This window comes from Porphyromonas uenonis DSM 23387 = JCM 13868, from assembly GCF_000482365.1.
In the GTDB taxonomy this organism is placed as follows: domain Bacteria; phylum Bacteroidota; class Bacteroidia; order Bacteroidales; family Porphyromonadaceae; genus Porphyromonas; species Porphyromonas uenonis.
Genome location: NZ_AXVC01000041.1, coordinates 1 through 1,794, shown reverse-complemented (window position 1 = coordinate 1,794; position 1,794 = coordinate 1). Strand labels below are relative to the sequence as shown.

Sequence of the window (1,794 nt, the reverse complement as noted above, 5' to 3'; positions counted from 1 at the left end):
TCTGGTTGCAATGTTGTGGTCAATCACGTTGTAGAGCTCTCCGAAGAAGAGAAAAAGCAAGCACGGCAGGAAGCTATCAAGCAATACCAACAAGAGGAACTTGTTAAATTGCAGAAGCGAAACGAGCGACCCAAGAGAACTGAAAGACCCGAGACAACATCTTCTATACAACCGCAACCCACACTATTTGACACCCTTGCCCTATGAAACCTAGGAACAAGTTTGAGAAAGCCGTATTGGCACTGAGTACGAGACTATGCCCGATAACAAAAGCTCAGCATCAGTGGGCATTCCGTGAGTGTATAGACCACTTTGCCTTCCGCTTACCTAAAGGTCGTACGACTTGTATGGATTGTGGTTATAGTTGGACTTTAGAGCAGCCTATAGATACTTGCACTTGCCCTCAATGTAGGGCAAGTCTGCAAGTCAAGACAACAAGAGTGCGGAAGTTACAACAGAAGCAGTACTTCACGCTACTAACCACTTGTGGGGCGTATCAAGTGTTGCGAATGTTTCTCTTTGTTGTAGGTATGGAGAAAGGTTGCAGAGCTCAGAGTTCTGTCATTGAGATTGGGCATTATTGGTGGAACGATGCGGGGAGACAAGCACTAGTAGCCATACAGCGTACTTTTGGACATTACATTGATAGCTTCTCTTTTTACTCTCCGATGGCTATCCGTAACGATAGTGAAGCTTACCGATATGTAGCCTCTTTTCAGATATATCCTAAGCTAAAGGTCACGGATACGCTTTATAGAAATGGCTTCAACGGAGAGTTTCACGGCATAGCTCCTACTCAACTCATCCCCGCTCTACTTACTGATAGTCGTGCAGAAACAATGATGAAAGCAGGACGATATAAGGATTTAAGATATCTCCTATCAAGGGGCAAAGGGCTTGACAACTATTGGAGCTCATACAAGTTGACACTTCGTCACCACTATATAATAAGCGACATTGCCTTATGGTGTGACTATGTAGATATGCTCAAACGATTGGGTAAGGACATCCACAACCCGAAATACATCTGCCCCTCCGACCTCAGAGGAGAGCATAACAAACAAGAAGTGGAGCTTCGCAGACAGCGTGAGCGGGAGGCGATGGAGCGAAAGCGGGAAAAGGCAATGGCGGACGAAGCGCGTTTTCGTGAACTCAAGTCAAAGTTCTTCGGCATCCGTTTCACGGATGGCACAATCCAAGTACACGTCCTGGAGAGCGTGCAGGAGTATATGGACGAAGGAGCTGAATTGCACCACTGCCTATTTTCAAATGAGTACTATCTCAAAGAGAACTCGCTCATTCTGTCTGCTACCATTGAGGACAAACGAATAGAAACGATAGAGGTCTCTCTGGACACACTCCAAGTAATCCAAAGCCGTGGCGTATGCAACCAAAACACCCCATACCACGAGCAAATCGTGAGCCTTGTCAATGCCCATAGCCAACTGATACGGGAAGTTGTACGATGAAGGTCGGTAAAGGAGCTGTCGGCTCTTTTTCACTAAGGTTATTTCAAGAATTTGATATGCTTCTTTATTTTCTTCATCGCCCAATCGTAGTGACTTGCCGTCACTGAGACACAATATGCTCCGAGTATAGATGTCCCAGTCCAAGGCAATGAGCCTTTGGCAAAAAGTTCATCATTGGAATAATTTCCTATCAACGCCATTACAGCATTATGAGACGCTTTCAAGTTTTCCTTTGCTTCCTCCAACGATGTGCTTTGGTGCTTCTTCCAAAACTCAACATTCAGTGCAGGGTAAGTTCTCCAATTGTAAGGTTCGGGAAGAAAAG

At 45.4% G+C, this 1,794-nt stretch carries 3 protein-coding genes; 2 read left to right on the top strand and 1 reads right to left on the bottom strand.

Features of this window, described 5'->3' with window-relative positions:
* On the top strand, nt 1-207 hold a 207-nt coding region (locus L215_RS0103695), incomplete at its 5' end, for a Cas9 inhibitor AcrIIA9 family protein (protein ID WP_027451362.1).
* Nucleotides 204-1,469 (top strand): PcfJ domain-containing protein, encoded by a 1,266-nt coding sequence (locus L215_RS0103690; RefSeq protein ID WP_027451361.1) that lies wholly within the window; start codon nt 204-206, stop codon nt 1,467-1,469. The genes L215_RS0103695 and L215_RS0103690, both read left to right, overlap by 4 nt.
* A gap of 38 nt (nt 1,470-1,507) precedes the next feature.
* On the opposite strand, the gene L215_RS0103685 is transcribed toward L215_RS0103690, so the two are convergent.
* Nucleotides 1,508-1,794, bottom strand: a 287-nt coding sequence (locus L215_RS0103685) for a ClbS/DfsB family four-helix bundle protein (protein ID WP_027451360.1), incomplete at its 5' end; no start/stop codon positions are given.